The 20,328-nt window shown below is 26.6% G+C and carries 14 protein-coding genes; 3 read left to right on the top strand and 11 right to left on the bottom strand.

Annotated features, from left to right (window positions below; genetic code table 11):
- Positions 1–98: 98 nt before the first annotated feature.
- Positions 99–602 carry a GNAT family N-acetyltransferase gene (locus I1A51_RS08610; protein ID WP_196893031.1) on the top strand — a complete coding sequence of 168 codons (504 nt, stop codon included), beginning with the start codon at positions 99–101 and terminating at the stop codon, positions 600–602.
- A gap of 45 nt (positions 603–647) precedes the next feature.
- On the opposite strand, the gene I1A51_RS08615 is transcribed toward I1A51_RS08610, so the two are convergent.
- Positions 648–1,355, bottom strand: a complete 708-nt coding sequence (locus tag I1A51_RS08615; protein ID WP_196893033.1) for a DUF805 domain-containing protein — start codon at positions 1,353–1,355, stop codon at positions 648–650.
- Between the two features lie 155 nt (positions 1,356–1,510).
- Between I1A51_RS08615 and I1A51_RS08620 the strand changes: the two genes are divergently transcribed.
- Positions 1,511–2,419 carry a helix-turn-helix domain-containing protein gene (locus I1A51_RS08620; protein WP_196893035.1) on the top strand — a complete coding sequence of 303 codons (909 nt, stop codon included), beginning with the start codon at positions 1,511–1,513 and terminating at the stop codon, positions 2,417–2,419.
- A 7-nt stretch (positions 2,420–2,426) separates the two neighbouring features.
- On the opposite strand, the gene I1A51_RS08625 is transcribed toward I1A51_RS08620, so the two are convergent.
- Positions 2,427–3,644: a multidrug effflux MFS transporter gene (locus I1A51_RS08625; RefSeq protein ID WP_196893037.1), complete on the bottom strand. Its 1,218-nt coding sequence runs from the start codon at positions 3,642–3,644 to the stop codon at positions 2,427–2,429.
- Positions 3,645–3,834: 190 nt separating this feature from the next.
- Here I1A51_RS08625 and I1A51_RS08630 point away from each other — a divergent pair, with 190 nt between their 5' ends.
- Positions 3,835–4,653: an SDR family oxidoreductase gene (locus I1A51_RS08630; RefSeq protein ID WP_196893039.1), complete on the top strand. Its 819-nt coding sequence runs from the start codon at positions 3,835–3,837 to the stop codon at positions 4,651–4,653.
- A gap of 17 nt (positions 4,654–4,670) precedes the next feature.
- Here the strand turns inward: I1A51_RS08630 and I1A51_RS08635 are convergent, their stop codons facing one another.
- Genes I1A51_RS08635 through I1A51_RS08675 form a run of 9 tightly spaced genes read right to left on the bottom strand, consistent with a single transcriptional unit; the run spans position 4,671 to position 20,325 of the window.
- Entirely contained in the window at positions 4,671–6,053 is a 1,383-nt protein-coding gene (locus I1A51_RS08635; RefSeq protein ID WP_231373995.1) for an ATP-binding protein, read from the bottom strand.
- Positions 6,017–9,736, bottom strand: coding sequence for a contractile injection system tape measure protein (locus tag I1A51_RS08640; RefSeq protein WP_196893041.1), 3,720 nt, complete (start codon positions 9,734–9,736; stop codon positions 6,017–6,019). The genes I1A51_RS08635 and I1A51_RS08640 overlap by 37 nt, the downstream gene beginning before the upstream one ends.
- Positions 9,737–12,727, bottom strand: a complete 2,991-nt coding sequence (locus I1A51_RS08645) for a hypothetical protein (RefSeq protein WP_196893043.1) — start codon at positions 12,725–12,727, stop codon at positions 9,737–9,739.
- A complete protein-coding gene (locus I1A51_RS08650) occupies positions 12,728–13,498 on the bottom strand; it encodes a hypothetical protein (protein WP_196893044.1) in 771 nt (256 codons plus the stop codon). It abuts the gene before it with no gap.
- A 12-nt stretch (positions 13,499–13,510) separates the two neighbouring features.
- On the bottom strand, positions 13,511–17,062 hold the full coding sequence (locus tag I1A51_RS08655) for a baseplate J/gp47 family protein (RefSeq protein WP_196893046.1): 3,552 nt from the start codon (positions 17,060–17,062) through the stop codon (positions 13,511–13,513).
- 19 nt (positions 17,063–17,081) lie between these two features.
- The gene (locus tag I1A51_RS08660; RefSeq protein ID WP_196893048.1) at positions 17,082–17,492 is read right to left on the bottom strand and encodes a GPW/gp25 family protein; all 411 of its coding nucleotides are present in this window, start codon (positions 17,490–17,492) and stop codon (positions 17,082–17,084) included.
- On the bottom strand, positions 17,482–17,775 hold the full coding sequence (locus I1A51_RS08665) for a PAAR domain-containing protein (RefSeq protein WP_231373996.1): 294 nt from the start codon (positions 17,773–17,775) through the stop codon (positions 17,482–17,484). Before I1A51_RS08665 ends, I1A51_RS08660 begins: the two co-directional genes overlap by 11 nt.
- 9 nt (positions 17,776–17,784) lie before the next feature.
- On the bottom strand, positions 17,785–19,644 hold the full coding sequence (vgrG, locus tag I1A51_RS08670) for a type VI secretion system tip protein VgrG (protein ID WP_196893051.1): 1,860 nt from the start codon (positions 19,642–19,644) through the stop codon (positions 17,785–17,787).
- 15 nt (positions 19,645–19,659) lie between these two features.
- On the bottom strand, positions 19,660–20,325 hold the full coding sequence (locus I1A51_RS08675) for a CIS tube protein (protein ID WP_196893053.1): 666 nt from the start codon (positions 20,323–20,325) through the stop codon (positions 19,660–19,662).
- Positions 20,326–20,328 lie beyond the last annotated feature (3 nt).

Raw genomic sequence — 20,328 nt, forward strand, 5'->3', positions numbered from 1 at the left:
TTCAATTCTTCTTCTTTATTTTCCCTAATTAATTTAATCATTTTCTATAAAATAGAAACTTCTTTTGTTTCAAATGAAATAACAAATATCTTTAGCAAATGAATTTTACTTTTAAACAAATCAAAAAAGAACAGCTAAATTTAGTTTTAGAATTATTTAAAAAATCTGCTGAAAAAATTGATAAGAAAAATATTAATCATTGGCAATATTGGAAAAATCCTCCAATTGAAAAAATAAATTGGGTAAAGGAAGGAATTTCATTAAAAGAGTTTTTCTTTATTTATAATGAAACAAATGAAAATATTGGAATGATTCGGATTATGAATCAAGATTTGCTGTATTGGGGAAAACAAAAAGATAAAGCAAAATATATCCATTCTTTTGTAATCAAAGAAGCATTTAATGGAAAAGGATTTGGTCAATTAATTATAGAAAATATCGAAAAATTAGCAAAAGAAGAAAATTGTAAATTCTTAAGATTAGATTCCGATTCTAAAAATCCTAAACTTTGTAAATTTTATGAGAATTTAGATTTTCAAAAAGTTGGTGAGAAAAAACTTCTACTTTCTAATTATAATCTTTATGAGAAAAAATTATTTTAGGTTTTATAGTAAAAAAACTAGCCAAATGACTAGTTTTCTTTCTGTTTAACTTTTTATGAAAAGACTTGATAAATAAAAACCTTCATTTAATATTCCACCAATAAGTTCAATGTATCGCATTAAGTAAATTAGAATAGCGAAAACTAAACCTAAATTACGTAGTTTCAAATTTTTGATTTGTTTTATTAATAATACAAAAATTAGAGCTGTAACAATACTTGAAATTCCTCCCCAAGACGTATAAAAAATATGATCATACCATTGTTGTGAAATCGCAATTGGCCAAATAATTCCTTGTAAAAAAATTATAATAATCAATGTTATTAATAAAATATCTCTTTCTTTTATTTCTTCTTTTTCAATTTCTGCAAAGGAAGAATTTTGAAAAAGAGCAACTTTAGGGTTTTCTCCATATTCATTTACTTCTTCTTTACTTTTCATTAAAAGTAAAATTACTAACCAAATTCCACCAATTATTGGTAGAAATACTAAAAGAACAAACCATCCACTTTTTCCAACATCATGTAATCTTCTAACAGCAATTGCTAAAGAGGGAACAAAAACTGCTAATGAATAAAGTCCGCTTAAAATTCCTAATCCCATCATTGGAACGATACTTCCAATCGCAAAATCAAGAATTAAAAGTATAATGGAAATTGTAGAATTCATTAAAATGAATGTCCAATACGCTTCTCTACTTGCTCTTGATTCAAAATCTGTGTATTGTTTTAAGGCTTTTACATACCAATTCATAACTACATTTTTTATATTAAGTGTACCAAATTTAAAAAAACATTTAGAGTTTCTAAAAACAATTTTTCAGTAATTTGTGTCATACAAAATGGAATTTGTGTTCTTTCATTTGTTTGAAAGTTTCGAATTTTGTACAATGAATAAAACGAATATTTATGTCAAATGAAATTTTAAAAATCGATTCTATTACACAGATGCATGAAATCTTTGGTTATGAAAAACCAAAACATCCATTAATTACTGTAATTGATGTTTCAAAATTGAAAATCACCAAAGAAATGATTAATGTAAAAGTAACTTTAGATCTTTATTATATCGGTTTAAAAAGTGCTTCTTGCGGCATTCAATACGGTAGAGGAAATTACGATTTTGAAGAAGGTGTTTTGGTCTTCACTTCTCCAGGACAAGTTGTTTCAGCAAAATCTGAAATGGAATTTGATCAAGAAAATGGATGGATGTTATATTTTCATCCTGATTTAATTCATGGAACACATTTAGGAAATCAAATTGATGAATATTCATTTTTCTCTTATGAAGCCAATGAAGCTTTACATTTATCAGATAAAGAAAAGCAAATTCTGACAGATTGCGTAGAGAATATTAAAGAAGAATATAATGAACGAATTGATAATCATAGTCAACGTGTTATTGTTTCTTCTTTAGAGCTCTTATTAAATTATTGTTTACGATTTTATGAACGTCAATTTCATACAAGAGCAACACAAAATAAATCAACTGTTTCAGAAGTAGAATCTATTTTAAAAAATTATTATAAATCTGGTTTATTGGCGGAAAATGGAATTCCTTCTATTCATTATTTAGCAGATAAAGTAAATCTTTCGGATAATTATTTAAGCGATTTATTAAAGAAAGAAACAGGAAAAAGTGCTAAAGATCATATCAACGATTTCTTAATTGATAAAGCAAAACATCTTTTACTTTCTACTGAAGATTCTGTATCTGAAATTGCTTATTTGTTAGGTTTTAATTATCCTCATTATTTCAGTAGACTTTTCAAAACAAAAACAGGTATTTCACCAAATAAATATCGAGAAGTGAATTAATTTAAAATCACTCAATAGTTTCTAATTCTAATCTTTGAATTAAAACCCAATAAAGTGAAAAACTAACAATGATAATTCCTGAAATATAAAAACTAAGTTTAAACATATCATCAAAAAGAATATTTGTAATTGAAAAGGAAAGTAAACTAGAAAAAATCATATTTCCACCTCCTAAAAGCGAGGAAGTAATTCCTTTATTTCCTCTTGCATTTTCCTCTTTATCCAATGCTATAATTGCTTTTGTATTACAAATTGGGCTAATAATTCCACAGCTTACTGCATAAATATTCATCGTAACTAAAACAACATAAAAATCAAATAAACCTAAAAAAGAAAACAAAAATGAAAAAGCAACACTTGTAAAAGCCAATGAATATCCAATTTTTAATACATTTCTAGTTTCAATCAATTTGACTAATTTTCTGGATAAAAATGAACCAAAAGCATAAAAAGCTCCAATCACTAAAAGTAAGTAACTGTATGTGTTTTCAGTAAAATCAAATTGCTCAATAAAAATATATGGTGAAATGGTATAAAATGTAATTAATCCACTAAATAAAATGCTATAAGGCAAAAAATATCCCATAAATTTTCGGTGTAAAAAAGCTTTTTTCACAACAATAAAACAGGATTTTAAATCTAATTTTAGATCTGCGGATTTATGTGTTTCTTTTAAATTAAAAACAGAACTTAACAATAAAATTCCTCCGACAACAGCTAAAACGACATATATCATTCGCCAAGAAGTTGCATGAAATATTTCTCCTCCAATAATTGGTGAAATTGCTGGAGCAAATGCAACAATCGCAACTAAATGCGACATTGTTTTGTGTAATCTTTCTTCATCAGAAGAATCTGCAATAATGGATCTTGATAAAACAGAAGCATATCCTGCTCCAAATCCTTCGATAAATCTTGCGATTGTAAAAAAAATAATAGAAGTTGAAAATGAAGTTAAAACACTTCCAAAAACAGCAATTATTGTTGCAATAATGATGATAGAACGTCTTCCAAATTTTTCGGATAACGTTCCCCAAATAAACTGTGAAAAACCAAATCCTAATAGAAGAATTGTAATCGACATTTTCACAAAACTTTTGGATGTTCCAAAATATTCTGTCAAAGATGGATAAGCTGGAAGTCCGATGTTTATTGATAAATATCCATACAAACAAATAGTAATTGCAAAGAAACTTATAAACCTATGTGAATTCTTTTTTGGCATGTTGATTTCGTTGGTTTCTATTAAAGTTACTCATAAAACAAATGCTGTTTCGTTAAAGGTTTGTTTATGTTTTAATTCAAAAATGCTTAGAAAATTAATTTGTGTTCTTCTTTCCGTATTTTGTGTTCTTCCCTCCTTTTTTACTGCTTTAATTTTGCCTTATCAATAACAAATTAAAAAATTTACACAAATGAATAAAACAATTTTAATCACAGGATGTAGCAGTGGAATTGGTCGCGCAACGGCTAAATATTTTCAAGAAAAAGGTTGGAATGTGATTGCTACAATTAGAACAAATCCAGTAGAAGATACAGAATTATATAATTTAAAAAATGTTTTAGTTTCAGAATTAGATGTTACCAAACAAGAAACGATTCAAAAAACAGTGAAAACTGGAATTGAAAAATTTGGAAAAATTGATGTTTTACTAAATAATGCAGGATACGGTTCGTATGGTTTATTAGAAGCAACTTCAGAAGAAAAAATTAGAAGACAAATGGAAGTAAATGTAATTGGACCTTTAATGGTTATCAAAGAATTACTTCCTCATTTTAGAAAAAATAAAGCTGGAATTATTTTAAATGTTTCTTCAATGGGAGGAAAAATAACATTCCCGCTTGGAACACTTTATCACGGATCTAAATTTGCTGTAGAAGGAATGTCTGAAGCACTTTCTTATGAATTAGAAGCAATTGGTGTTAAAGTGAAATTAATCGAACCAGGTGTGATAAACACAAATTTTGCAACAAGTTCTTTCGATTTAAATCTAAATGAAAATTTAGAGGAATATCAAAAATTTACACAGAAGATTTTAACCGCTTTTGGAAATATGGGAACGATAAGTTCCGAAGCAGAATTGGTTGCAGAAACAATTTATAATGCAGCTATAGATAAATCTGATCAAATTCGTTTTGTTGTTGGAAAAGATGCAGAGCAATTAGTGGAAGCTAGAAAACAAATGGATGATTCCACTTATTTAACTATGATGAAAAGTCAATTTGAATTATAATTTGAAAAAGTAGTCCTTTATTCCTTTCCTACTTTTTTTAATTCCTTTCGAATACCTTTTTCTATATCTGAAAGCAAAACAATGTTTGTATTTCGTTGTTTTGCTTTAATTGCGCAATAACGTAAAATATTACTAATTGCTCCTCCTGCAATTTCATATTTTTTGGAAATTTCAAACAAATCAACATCTTTATCTAAAGCTAATTTATCTCCAAAAGCTTTTTTCCACAACAAATACCTTTCATCTGCTTCAGGAATCGGAAAATAAATCATCGATTGAAATCGTCTTGAAAAAGCTTCATCTAAATTTCCTTTTAAATTACTCGCCAAAATTATTATTCCATTATAATCTTCAATTCGTTGTAATAAATATGCAATTTCTTGATTTGCATGTCGATCGTTTGAAGATGATGTCATCGTTCGTTTTCCAAAAAGAGCATCTGCTTCATCAAAAAATAAAATCCAATTTTTATGTTCTGCAACATCAAATACTTTTGCTAAATTTTTCTCTGTTTCTCCAATATATTTTGAAACCAACATAGACAAATCTATTCGATAAACATCTAAATCTGTCAATTTTCCAATCAAAGTTGCTGTCAAAGTTTTTCCTGTTCCTGGAGGTCCATAAAACAAAGCTCGAAAACCATTTTTTACTTTTTTATGCAAATCCCAATCCATCAAAATTTCTTGACTATAATTCACCCAAGTAACAATATCATCTAATTCATCATAAACAAAATCTTGCAAAACCAAATCTTCCCATTTCAATTTTGTTGTTATTCTTTTTGCTGGAAAATTTGCAGAATATGTCAGCGTTAATTTCTCTCCAGAAAAAATAAATTTCAATGTTTCTAAAGTTAATTTTAATGGATTATTTGCTTTAAAAAATTGTGTATTTTCTTCAAAATTCTCAAAAATTTTGCGTTCTGAAAAAATATGATTTGTTTCAAAATAAGATAAAAATTCTATTCGTTTTCCTAAATTATTTCCAGCCAATAAAAACAAAGCAGTTTCAATTGTTGGAATAAAACCTTTATGCGAATCGCTATTTGCTCCACCAAATTCTGTAAAAGCTTTGTCAAATCTTTCATTTTTAGTGAATAAAATATCTAAAACAGCAGGTTTTATATGTGGAATTAAAGCTAAAATAAAAACCAATCTTTCATGAAAATTTAAGTTTAAAGATTTCACAAAACTTGCATAAAATGAAGTGTTTTCAGATAAATTTGGTGCAAGAATTTCATTGATGGAACTAAAAGCTGTTTCATTATTAAAATATAAGTTAAAACGAACTTCTAAAATTTTCTCAAACCATAAAATTTCTTCTAAAATCGTATTTGTATTCACATGATTATTTCTAATCATTAAATCCATTTCACTATCAAAACTTTTTCCATCCATGGTAATTTAATATTTGTAAAACTCCAACTTAATTTTTCTAATAAAATATCTACTGTTTTCTTTTCAATATGCAATTCTATCTCATTTTCTTTGTGAATTAGAACACCTTCTCTTTGTAAAAATGTTTCTTTTAAAGCTTCATCAGAACTCGTTTTCATTGGCGACCAATTTGCTTTAATTCCTTGTAACAAACTCCCTAAAATTTCCTTTTCTTTTTCTTCCAAAGTAAAATCTGTTTCTATAGGAGAATTTAACGGAAATCCACATAAAAGTTTATTTAAATACACTTCAAACTCCGCACAACTTTCTTCTTTATAAACCAAATAATGTAATAAAAAAATTGCTCGAACTTGCGAATTTGTATCTTTAAATTTATTCCCATTTAATAATTCCAACATCTGAAAAAGCTGTGTTATAAATGGCCAAAAAAGAATTAATCCTGCATTAAAAATTGTAACATTTTCAAAAACTAATTCCTCTTCTTTTTCTTCTTTATACAAGATATGCAACTTTTCATTTATTTTCTTTGAATCTTCTGTTTTTTTTGATTCAAAATCTCTTTTTTCTGTTTTAAATTCTTGTTGAAAATCTAGAAATACAAGTTCTTTTTTCTTTTTATTTAAAATAAATTCTTTTTCAAATTTATTCCAAAAACTTGCTATAAATTCATCTAAATTTTGACTCGATTTATAAAGTAAGAACATTAGTATTTTTTGTTCTAAAAACAATTGAATTTCATTGGTGAATTGCAATTCATTCTTATTTAATATTTTTTGCCATTTTTCAATAAACACTTTCCACTTCTCGCTTTTTTTATTTTGAATAAAAACTTCTTTTCTCGCTTTTTTAGATAAATTTTGTAGAACATTTGAAATCTCATTTTCTGAAAACTCCAATAATTTGAAAAGTTCTAAAAATATATTTTCATCAATAATATTTTTATATTTCCAAAACCATTCTTCTATTTTTAAAAGTTCAAAAACATTTCCTGTTTTCTTAAACTTCGACAACATTAAAATCAAATAAATTTCCACTTTTCTAGTAGATTTAATCGATAAATTTTGAAAAACAAATTGCTCTTTTTTATCTAATGTATCAAACTCTGATTTCTCTTTTTGTTGTTCTAATTCTTTTTCTATTTTCTGAATAACTAAATATATTTTCTCAAAAGAAGAAATATTTTCTTTTATAATTACTTGGTAAAAAACATGAATAATTTCATTATAAGAAACCAAATATTTTTTTCCTAAATATTGAAAATGAATTCGAAGGAAATTTTCAAATTTGTACGTTTTATTTTCTAATAAAATCTTTACAAAATCAATCCAAACAACTCCTTTTTCTTCATTTATATTAATAATTTTAAACATTTTATATATTGAAATTATTAAATCAAAATATTGTATTAATTGATTTTCATTTGTAGGAAATAATAATTTTAAAATCTCTTTTTGAAGTTTTCTATCTGTATATTTTGAAATAAAATACAAAGTATTCTTATCCAAAAAATTAGATTCCAATAGTTTTTTTAATTTGATTTTGTCTTTCTGAAATAAAAAATAAAATATCTTTTCAAATGAATTTTCTTTTTTTTCCCACCAAGGATTTTCTCTTTTTATTAAAAAATATTCCAACCAATTCCAATAGTAAACTAACTCTTCATTTTTCGTTTCATACGAATTTTTAATTTCTTGTAAAGTCTGTTTTAAAACACCATCTTGAAAAGTCTTTTTTCTTTCAAAAGCAATAATTGTTTGAAATATTGTGGTTTCATTTTTCTTTGCAGAAAATTGTAAAAATCCTTCTAATAGGAAAAAAATCACATTTTCTACAATTATACTTTTTTCTAAAATTCGCTTTTTAATTGCTTCTTCATATCGTACTAAAAACAAACTCAAATCTGATTCTTCTTGAATAAATTGAAACAACTGTAAAACTTCTCTTTTTTCTTCTAAACTTAAAAAATCTACAATTCCAAAAAGCGATTTATATTGTTTCTCTTTCTGTTTTTTCTTCTCTTTTGTCGATTCTTCAACATGTAAACCCTCAAGGATTTCTTTCAAAAAACCAAACTTTCCAAAAGCTTTTATCCTAGAAAAATCGTGCATTAATTCTTGTAATAATTCTCTATAGGAAATCGAATAACTTTTAGAAATCAATTGTAAAGTTCGTTTAATAAATTCCCGAAAATTAAAAACAGAACCTTTTTCTGTCAAAATTGAAATCAGAATAAATTCCCATTTCTTTTTTCTAAAACTCGTTTGATTTGTTATCTCTTTTCTTTTGTCTGATAAAATGTCTATTTTCTCTGAAAAATCAGAAATTGCTTCGTAATTAGAAGGTTCTAAAAGTTGAATTAATTGTTTTATTTGTGCTGTATTCAGTAATTGAACAATTTTTTTCTGAACTGTTTCTTTTTTTCCTTCTTGTTTAAAAAAGAGAACAATTTCTTTTGATTTTCTACGAATATTTTTTTTGTAAATCTTAAGAATTTCTTGAAAAGTAAAATTCTGAATTACTTCTAAACTTCCTGTTTTTAGATATAATAATAAACTTGAAAATTCTTCTTTTTCTTTAATTTCTTGAATTTCAATTTTATTTATTTTCCTCTTTGTTTCTTCTGAAAAATAAGATTCAACTAATTCTTTTTTCTCTAATAATTCTTTTAAAAATATAGAATCAATTGCAATTCGTTTTTGAATTTCTTCATTCCATTTTTTTAAACTTTCTTCCGTTATTTCTTCTGGCAATAAAAAAGCTTTTTTTTGTTCTGAAATCTTATTCTTGTTTTTAATTTCTAATTGTAAATCTTTATAAATCAATTGTAAAACAGAAATAAAATCAGAAGGCAAATTCGAAGAAAAACCTGTTTCTAAAATGGTTTGATGCATTTTTATAAAAAATGAAATCTGATTTTCATTATAATTGGAAGCTAATTCAAAAAATAAATGTCGAACGAAATCTTTTGTATTAAAAATAGAACCTCTTTCTAAAAGCAAATACTGTAAAACAATCTTATAAATCTCTATTTCAAAACGAGAAAATGCAATTTTAAATAATTGTTTTTTTCGTTGAACTTTCTTTGTTGTTTGAATCGCTTGTAAAATAAAAGTTGCTTCATTTGGCGATAATTTCTTGATAATTCGTTCGATTTTCGGAATTTTCGCAGTGATAATTAATCGTTCTACAAAAACAGAATTTCGAATATTTTCTCTCAAAATTTCTACAAATTTTTGAAAATGATTTTCAATTACTTTTTCTAAAATTGTAAAAAACTTTTGTTTACTCAAAGAATTTGCCCACCAAGGTAAAAATCCATTTTTTAAATAAAATTGTACTAAGTATAAGTTTCTTTTTTCTTCACTTTCAACTTCAATTGCATCACTATTTTTTTTCAGTGAATTAAATTTTTCTTGTAAAAGTTCACGAAGCGTTTCTTTTATCTTTTCTGGTAATAAATTTTCTAGTTTATTTTCTTGAATTTGTGGTAAATCTAATTCTAAACTTTCAAATTTAAATGTTGCAAATTCATCATCAAATTCGTTTAAAACTTCTTCTAAAATAGTTGAAATTCGCTCATGAAAACTTCGACTAATTTTATCACCAATTTCTTTAGATTTTCGTTCATTATCATAAGAAACATGAAATTTTAATTTATCTATTTTATGCCTAGAATTCTGCATTTAAACCTTTTTTGCAAATGACATAATTTCTTTAGAATACGAATTTAAAATTTTAAAATCTTTCGATTCTTTTCGATGCTCAATTAACCATTTTGAATATAATTTTTCAAACTCACACATATCTTCCAAAGAAATCCATTTCAATTGAATACAAATATGTGCTGGAATATTTCTTCTAAACAAATTATGCAACAAATGTCTAAACTCTAAATCTGAAAATCTTGCTGTCCAAGAGCTCAGAAAAATGGTAATTATAAAAGAATAATCTTCATATAAATGTGGAATATTTTTAAAAGTTCTTTTGAATTTAATCTTATTAGAATTTTGCACATCTACATCTGATAAAGTATCGAAAAACTGCTGAACCTCTTCTTTTTTTGCTTCTGCAATTTCCTTATTATCATATTCTTGATCTATTTCTCCAAGTTTTTCATGAGCGCTTTTTGCAACAATCCTCCATTTTCCATAAGTTTTTTCAACACGTAATTTATGCTCACGAATAATTGCAACTTCTTTTGCAATTTCTTGATGTAACTCGCCTATTTTAAATCCATTTCTAAATCGAAAAGTCCAATCAGAATCAGGATCTGTCAATAAAATATTCAGGAAATTTTCATTTTGTTTTGGTCGTAATTGCAAATGATCCACAAGATAAAATGTTTCACTATCTAAATTTAATTTTATCAATTTCTCTTGCATTAATTTTAATGCATTAAAAGCTTTTTCTTCGCTTTCATAACTTGCAATTTCTTTCCAAATTCGTAATGGATTTGTGTCGTCTGGATTTTGGTTTGAAAAAACCATATAATACATAAATTTATCATCCAAACGAAATTCTAAATACGATAAAGGTTTTGTGTGTTTATTTTTTTTGTATTTAATAATTTGCTCTTTTGTTCTTTCATCATCTAAAACTTCATGAATTAGCTCTTTTTCTTTTGGAATAACTTTTAATTCAAATAATAATTTATATTGATTTTTTTCTTCATGAACACATTTAACAACACCAAAGTTTTCTTCCCAAATTCCTCTTTTAAATAATTCTTCATCAATTTTGATATCTTTGATCAGATCTTCATTTTGTTCCATTTTTTCTTTATCCGCTTCCCAAAAACCTTTTACAGATTCATTGGAAACATCAATTCGAACATGTACAATATCATGTGCGTGAACTTTTGTTTTAAAATCTACTTTTGGACTTAAAATTGTTGCTTTTTTTTCAACTTCAACTTCCATTCCCAAAAGAATTCTAATTTTCTTTTCAACAACAGAAAGATTTGTATAATCATTTATATTAGATTCTTCTTTCCAAAATCCTTTCGAAATATCAAATCCTCTTGATTTATGCGCACTTATCCAAGAATAATTTTCTAGTAATTTTATCTTCTTTGAGATTCCGAATTTTTCATGCGATTTCTCTTTATAATAATAGTTAAATTTATCAATAAAGAAAGCATAAGAATCATCTCCAAATCTATTTAATAAGTGTTCTAAAAACTTTTGCCTTCTTGTTTCAAAATCATCAATTTGTGCAATAATTTTCTTTACCGATTTTTCAAAAATCAATAAAAAATCTTCATCTTCATGTTTTTTTAAAAGCAAATGTATCTCAGGAACATCCCATGGAATTTGCGTAAAATAAGAAACATTGACAGAATTATCTAAGCTATATAATTCTGTAAAACGAAATAATTGTGCGATATAATTATTTATAATCTGCTCAAAAAATAAAAGAAATCCTTTTAATTGAAGAACCATTCTATTTTGAGATTTATTTAAATTATCGGACAAATTTCTTCTTGTTAAACCATATATTTTCGGAAAAAATCTTTGTAAAGAATAATATTCTTGAATTGGTTTTCGAATTCCTTTTGGAACATTCAAACTTGTTTCCTGTTCCATTGAATAATTATAGCGTAATCGAATTTTTGCATTCAATTTATTATACAATCTCATTACATCTTTTTGAAATAAAGAGATTCTAACATCTTCTGCATAATATCGGATAAAATTTTCATTATTCACATTTTTAAACATTTCCTGTCCTAAACATGGATACGAATTCCATTTGATAATCACAAAATCTCTTACTTTTTTTTGACCTAAAACATCAAAATAATTTTCATAAGTTATTTTCCCATCTACATCATTTTTCACAAGAATATTGAAAGATTTAATTGCTTTTACACCATCTACTTTTTTAATTTCTCGAATCAATTGATTATTAAAAAAAATACCATCTTTTTCTTTTAATTCTTTTTCATGAACAAAACCATGCATTAATCTTGGACCTTCAAAAATCTCAGAAATTGAATATCCTTGTTGTTGCATTTCTTTTAGTGAATAAAAACTAATTGCTCTTTTGATTTTTCTTTCAATATGAAATAAAATTTCCGCATGAATTTGTTCTGCCATATAATTTTTGGCAACTTCTATATCTGATTGAATATAAATTTCTTGTTTTTCTAAAACAATAATTTCTTCAAAAGCTTCACTCAAATTAGAATAAAAATTTAGAACTTTTTTTACTTTTAAGCCTAATGCTTCATTAGAAACTCCATCATTATAAGTATTTCTTTCTACAAATGCGATGTATAATCCTTTTATATTTTTTTTATTAGAAAAACTATTTAAAGGATAAATCCAAATATTTGCAATTCCTTCAACTTGATCAACAATAATCTTGCGAAAATCGTTGATTGTTATTGGATTTGAAGTCATGATATCCGGAATTGAATAAAAGGTATTTTTTAGTTTTTCATTTTTTTGAGAAGCTAACAAATCTTTGAAATCAAATTCTGTTTTATAAGCTAATTCTGTTAGAGAAAAAATAAGTTGCTCTAAAATCGTAACTCCAGGATCATGTACATTATAATCTGTCCAAACTTCCCCAACAAATTCTTGTAAATACGAAATTCCTTTTTCTCTTAATTTATTAAAATCAAGTGTTTCAAGAAGTTCTTCATTTTTACGAATAAATTTTGATTCCATTTAAGAAGTTTTTGAATTTGTATAATGACTTTCATCTCCCATTATTTCATCATCCCAAAGCTGAGTAATATGATATTTTATTACTGTATTTACACCAAGATTTCGAGTTGTTTTCATTTGTAATTTATAATCATATGTTGTCCCAACCCAACGCAAACGAATTCGAATCGGTTTCCAAAAACTATACATTGCATTTGTTTTACGAATTCTTGCAAAAGAATTTCCATAAGAACTTAAAGCAATTGCATGCATTACAACATGAATTCCTGTATGATAGACTCCTGTTCTAGCCATAATTTCAAAAGCTGTACAATGATTTAATTCATCTAAAATTGTGTGCCAACTTCCATCTGCTGGAACTGTTGAAACTTCTGTAAGATTTCCAACTCTTCCTTTTGAACTAACAAAACCATTTACATCTAAAGCTGTATTTGGAGTAATTGTTTGAATTCCTACATTTCCTTTTTCTGTAAAAGTCATGGAAGGAATTTCTTGATTTTTATTTTGGATGTGCAGTACATCTTCTTTTTCTTCTTTTGTTTGAAGGCTAAAAGACCAATCTGCTACTTTATTTGTAATTTTCTTAAAAATAGATAAAACTTTATTCGATTTTCCAATTGGAGAAAGCATTAAGCCATCTTCCAAAGATTTTGAAAAACCATCGTCAATTTTATTTATTGTAGAATCTATAACATCTGCAAAACTTTCTTCAGAAGGCATGCTTCCTTTTTGAAATAATGTTTTCAGTGTTTTTCTGTCACGCATTGCCATATCTCAACTAATTTAGCCTATTATAAAATCTGATTCTATATTCATATTTCCAATTCCTCTTGGTTCTGCATTTAAATAATTTAAATGATCATGTGTTTCAATTTCATGTTCACGAACTGACAACATCACAGACCATGGGAAAGCAGAATGTATTTCTTCTTCTCCGACTTCTTGTCGAGCTGTATCTAATAACGTAAAGCTTTTATTTACATCTTCATACACTTTAATCATTGAGAAAGATGTCACAAATCTAACATAAGACAAACTCTGAATAAAAGCCAAAACCTCTGATTTGTAAATTGTTCTTCCAAACTCTTCTTCATCTATTTCAGAAAGAGTTGGTTCTATAAAATCAATTATATCTTGATTTAATTTTTCAATTTGATTCACATCTTCAAAGCTTTCATAAAATTTTACTTTACAAAAAACTTTTACTTCTTCATAATATGCATTTGAAACTTCCAAGCGCACAAAAGGAGATGTTTTTTGTGAAATATATTTTTTAATTTCTAATAATTTATCTACTGGAAGTCTTGGAAATCGTTTACTATCAGCTTTAAAAACATCAGGAATTAATACAATTTTCACACAACCTGGATCAATAATTACTTTTTGGTATTTTTTTCGTTCTTCTTCAGAAAAAATTTGTGGAGAAAAACATTTTACTTTATAAACTATCGGAAATTGTTCTAAAATAATTTTCTCATAATCCACACCATTTATAGCTCTATTTTTATGATGTAAACGTTCACTAACTCTTTGATAAAAAGAAGTTTCTGATTCTTCTTGTTTTCCTCTAAAAGAATGAATTGGCTGAAAAACAGTTTCTAATTCTGGATAAAAATCCAATGCTTTATGAATTGTTCCTTGAGGCAAAATTCCATTTTGAAATGAAACATCACTATAAGAATCACGAACAACTTCAATCGCATTTTCATAAATATCTGTAATTCGATCAAAGCAAAATTCTCTTTCAGAAGTAATTTTAATCCAATAAAAATCTTTTGGTAAAATAGTATTTTCTTTATTGATTTTCGTTGGAATTTTTAAAATCACAACACCATTATTTATCAAACCATTTGTCGTATCGTTTTTTACATTTTCTTTTGCGATTTTCACCCATTTATTATTCTCTAAATACCACCATCCTAAATTTTCTTCTTGTGTAAAATATCCATCTCCAAAATTTTCATCAATTAAAAAAAGTAAAGAAATAATTCCTGAATCTGGAATTGTATTTATTCCTAACATTAAACTTGACATTTCTGTCGTCATTTCATATTGAGATTTCAAGTTTTTCTTTGCTCCAATATGATGATTTAAATATCCAAAAGGCATGATTTCTACAAATTGCATCAATTCAAATTCCTTGTGTTTTCTGGTTAATTGAGAATATTTCTGATTAGAATCTACTGAAATATTTAAGTAATCAATGAATAATGAAAATGGTTTATTTGGCAAAGGTTGTGGATTTTCTTTTTTACGATCAAAAGCATTTTTTTGTGTAATTAAAGAAACAACTTCTGTATATTTTTCATGACCTAAACCAAAAATTGGCATGTATAAATCGAATTTAAAATAACATTTTTCAGGCTCTAAATCTCTTAAAAAATAAGTCAAATCTGGAAAATCAAAACTGCAAAAATTAGTATCATTCAAGAAAATATTATTTTTTAAATCTTTAAATTCTTTCAACAATTCATTTTCATAATATAAACTTGGAATTATATAATATTGATTCGTGAAATCATCTGTAAATGAAACATCTTCCAATAATTCATAATCTTTAAAATAAGTCTGAAAATCTGTTCTTTGAAAAGGAAATTCTCGCCAATGAAATGTGATATTCAATTTAGTAATTGGTTTTTCAAATAAATCAATTCCATTTATAATCAGGTAATCTTGATTTTTCGGAATTGTTCCAAAAACCTCAAAAGGTTTATCAATTTCAATTGCTCCATAATTATTTTTCGCAAGAATATTTTGCACTTTTGGGCGATTTGTAAAAATTACATAATCAATAATATCCATTTCTTGCATAATTGAATATAAATACAAAGCGCTTTCCTGTTTTAATTCGAAAACTAATTGTGGTTCATCCGTCGATACTTTTTTTGTAATATTCTTATTAGGAAGTAAATCTGTTGAAGCAATTTCAAAATCAAAAATCCACGAATTTCGTTCATTATTTATAGAAAAACCATAATTTTCAATAGATAAAAATTCTTTCCCTTCAAAATAAGTAATATGAAAAGCCGTTTGAAAAATCACATATAAACTATAATCTTTATTTTGTTTATTCGCTTCTTCATAGATATTTAAATAATTCAAAAAAGATGTAAAAGCTTCTTCAGAAAAAATAATTTCAGCAGAAATTTTATTATTTCCAGGCTCAATTTTCAACAATTTTGAAATCACAGAATATCCAGTAATTGCTTGAATATTTTCTTTGAATTGTAAAGAAAGAGATTCGGATTTTTTAGGTCTAATGAAAGAAGAAACAAAAAAACCTGTAATGATTTGATTATCTAAAGATTGATTATAAATATTATTTTTAGTTTTTTCTAATAAATAGGCACGTTCTACACGATAATTTCCAATTGAAACATTTCTTTTAGTTTGAAATAAAATCGGAAGATTATTTTCATTTTTTGCTCCTTGAAAAAAAGTTCCTTGTCGAAGTTTTAATTCTTGAAATTTTTCTTTTAAAGAAAGAACTAAAAAAGTTTCGTCTACAACAGCAGAAGCTATTTTTTGTTGTAAAATATCTTTATAATAATAATCTAAATGTTTCTTAGTTAATGTATTTAATTGATTTTGATTTTCATTGTACAATTTTAAAAAAGCCATCATTAAACCAATATGTGTTTTTTTGGTTTTAAAATGCGACATACTTTTAATCAACATTTTTCTCGCTTTTGTAGAAAAAAAGTGAATTAAATTGTAGTAACTATTGTAAACTTCCTTTAGAATATCAATTTGTCTTTGATTCATTAAGAAAGCTTCTGAAAACATAAAATCAATATCAGGATTTACATTCCAATCTTTTAGTAAAATTTGAAATTTATCATCTAATTCTTTTGACCAAGAATATTTATAACTATATAATATTCTGAGCCTACTTTTAAGTTTAGTATCAATAGAATTTGTAATCTCATTAATAATTTCAGAAGTTTCAAAATCTCGCACTAATTTCTTTCGAATTCCGTTTATAATCAGTGAAGTATTTGCAATATCTTCTGCGAAATTCTGAACTAAATTCTGATTTGTTTCTTCATTATTTAAAATGGAAATTCTATCCAAAATTGGCAATACATTTGTTTCGAAATCAAATTCATCAAAACGTGCAATTCGTATTAAAAGAATAAAATTATCACCCTCAAAAAAATCACTCCAATCAGAAGTTTTATTCTTTCCAAAGAAAATAATTCTCTTTGCATATTCAGATAAAAAATAGAACAATTCCTCTTCTGAAAGCTCACTTATTTTAATCGAATTTGGATTCAAATAAGTAAGATTTCTAGTTAATTGACTTGTTCCTTTTAATAAATTAAATCTTTTCATTTTTTATCTTAATTCTTAATTACAAATTTCCTCCTTCCATAATATAAAATGGATACACTAGATTTCGACTTACATTTGTTTGTCTAATTTTATAATTAATTGTGATATATAAAACAGAATCTTCAAACTTAAAATCTATTTTTTCAAGTTTTATCCTCGCTTCAAATCGCACGATAGAATCTGTAATTACCATACGCATTCTTGCAAATAAAGAAGGAGAAATACTTTCAAAAAGAAATTGTTTTAAATTACATCCATACTCAAAATGCATAATTCGTTCACCAGGAACTGTTCCTAAAAGAATGATTAAACTTTGATGAATGTCTACTTCTTTTTCAACCATTTCATTAGTTTTATTTACTTCTTCAAAGTTTGGTGGAAATGCCCATCCTTTTCCTAAAAAAGAATTATCATCCATCTTATCCTCCAATCATTACTGTTGCACATCCCATTATAATTGATCCTCCATGAGCAGTTGTATCACCAACTCTTGCTGCAGGAACTCCTCCAATCATCACAGAAGATGAACCTTTAACAATCGAATCTGGTGGACCTACACAAGTACAACTATCTCCAACTACAGAAGCTGGTAATCCTCCAATTAAAACAGTTGGAACTCCTGGACCAATTACAGGTCCTCCAACATGAGGAATTGGTGGAACTCCTGGTGTTTGCATCGGACAAGTATGCATATCTGTTAATCTTGCTGCCATCATATTCTTTTAATTTATCATTACTAATGTTCCTTTCACTGTTGTTGTTCCAGAAGAACTAACTTCAACACTTGCATTTCCTTTTGCAGAAAATGCTGCATCAGCTTCATTTGAAATTTGCGCTCCTTTTGTTGAAACAGAACTTGAGCCTTCCATCGAAAGTCCAACTGAAGCTTTTTCTGAAATATTCTGTCCGCTAATACTTATATCATTATTACTTTTAATTTCGATTCCACTACTTGACATCACAATTTGATTGTCATTTTTATCTTGAATTGTAATTCCATCTTCATTTAAAAGTATTTTATTACTATTCATATCTTGAATTGTAATTCCTTTATTTTTTTCATCTAAAATCACTTCATTTTTAGATAGTGTAGCAATCGTAATTATTTTATTTTCATCATCAAATTCTACTCTATTATTCGCTTTCGTCAGAATTGCTTTTGTATAATTTGTATTTTCCATTGTATAAGCATCTCCATTATAATCATTTCCAGGTTTTAATTTAGAACTATAAAGTGAACCTAAAATTATAGGAGAAGTAGGATCATTATTTAAAAACCCAACAACAACCTCATCATCAATTTCTGGTAAGAAAAAGATTCCTGCTGTATCGGTTGCATAAAAATTGGATAATCTTGCCCAAACTCCATTTGTATCATCTTGCATTAAAGGAAAAGTGACTAAAATTCTATAATATTCTTTAGGATCTTGTTCTAATTGTTTTACTTTACCAATCATTAAACCCTGAACTCCAGACAATAATCCAGAAGTATTTGGAGCTTCTACTTTATTTTTCTCCGCATACCATTCTTCAGAAAGCCCAATAGTAACTGTTGTAATCCAATCACCGTTATCAATCATTTGTTCAACTTTTGAAATAAAAGCTTTACCTTCAAAACGGTCTCCAACTCCACTTAATTCTATTAAATCTCCAGCTACAACTTTTGTACTTCCTTGAAAAGAAATGGTTCCAGTAATTCGATTCATCCATGATTTTTGAAGTCCAGCGTCTGCCCAACTTTTTAAAGTAGCTTCTTCAACTTCTGCATACGTTTGTAAAGTTTCTGATTGTGTTCCTAAATCGCTGGAAATTGTGGAAGAAGTTATATTTCCTTGTTCATTAACATCTGGATTTGAACTTTCAGTTTGAATAATTTCTTGCGTGCTTAAATCCCATCCAAAACCTTGACTTTTGGGGTATTGTGTTTCTGAATTAATTTCTAAATTAAAGCTAACTATATCAACGCCATAAGTAAGAAGAAGTTTAGCATCATCAGAAATATTTGGTGCTTTTACAGAAACTGTTCCGTTAGAAATGGTAACAATTTTTCCGTTTAAATCTGCTCTTAACAACATAAAATCCCAATTAGAACAATAATGTTGTACAAGCATTTGATATTGCGTATCTGTCGCTTCTACATCTGCAGTCAAACTTGCTGAAGAAATTATTTCTTCAATAATTTCAGAGTCTTTTTTTTCTGCATAATATTTATTTACTCTACCTATTGATAGATTAACTGATTTATCTTGTAAAAAAATTTCTAGAGTTGGGAAATCCTCATCATTAAAACTCATTCCATGTTTTACAATAACTCCTGAAAAAAGTAAATTATTTTGTTCTCTATACCCAACTTTAATTTCAACTTCATTTCCTAAAACAAAAGTATCTGCATTTGAAATTGAAAATTGTTCTTGTCGTTCTGCGGTATAAAAAAGTTTTAAAGTGGCTTTTGGTATTTTATTAACTTCATTTTCTATTTCAATATATGTTACTTCATAACTTTCATCAATTGCACTTCCATTAGAAGTGATTTCATAAGTAACAATTCCAATATCTTTTGTAATTGGTGATTCTGCTGCCATTCTTTTCGTAAAAAATTAAATAATTGGTGGAAAAACTAAACTCGCTCCAACCTTTAAATCACTCAAACTGGATAATCCATTTGCAGCTGCAACTTGCACATACATTCCACTATTATTATACATTTTGAAGCAAAGCATTGGTAAATTATCTCCTTCTTCAATCGTTACAATTTTTGTCATATTACCAGAATTACTGGAACTTTCGACCTTTTGATCTTGATCTGTTTGTCCCATGAAGGAAATATTCACTTTTGCACGAATTGCTTCTCCTGAAGGACGAAACATTAAATAATCCACACTTAACGATTTCAAACGACATCTTAAACTTAAGGTTCCCCAATTCAATTCTAAATAACTGATTTCTTTTTCAGTTTCATCAACAGAATACACACATTGTTTCAATTCTTCCACCATATCATCCACGCTTTTTCCTTCATTTTCAACATTTCGCGGAATTACTCCTGTATCATCAAGCATGAAATCGAAAGAAATTTCTTCTTCTCCAAGATTAGAAAACTTTTTAGTGACATATAATGCACCTGATGTTTCACTTTCTTTAGAATAGGAAACTGTATAATTATGTTTATAACTAGATGGATTTACCATTACTGTAAATTCACCATTTTTCCCTGAAGTATCATAAGAATCGTCTTTGTATGAAATTATTTTAAGTTTTTCCAAAAT

This window comes from Aureivirga marina (assembly GCF_015767265.1).
GTDB lineage: Bacteria > Bacteroidota > Bacteroidia > Flavobacteriales > Flavobacteriaceae > Aureivirga > Aureivirga marina.